This is a genomic window from Belnapia sp. AC561, from assembly GCF_979252845.1.
Map to the genome: position 1 here is coordinate 1 of NZ_CEEDBP010000436.1, position 243 is coordinate 243.

The following is a 243-nucleotide window of genomic DNA, read 5'->3' on the forward strand; positions in this document are numbered from 1 at the left end:
GTCCAGGATGGCACCACGGTTCTGACCGTGTCGCTCGACAGCAGCACTGGCGCCTACAACGTGGTGCAAAACGCCGCCATCAACCACGCCAATGCCGATAACGAAAACAACCAGCCGTTCACCTTCAACTATCAGGTCACTGATAAAGACGGCGACAAGGCCAACGGCACGCTGCAAGTGAACGTCGACGACGACACGCCTACCGCGCGTGACGACGTGGCTCAGGTGCAAGTAGCGCAAGGG

At 59.3% G+C, this 243-nt stretch carries 1 protein-coding gene; it reads left to right on the plus strand.

Going from position 1 to position 243, the window contains the following annotated elements; translation table 11 throughout:
* A partial coding sequence (locus AC0IW9_RS31755) for a DUF5801 repeats-in-toxin domain-containing protein (protein WP_471652261.1) occupies positions 1 to 243 on the plus strand: 243 nt, incomplete at both ends.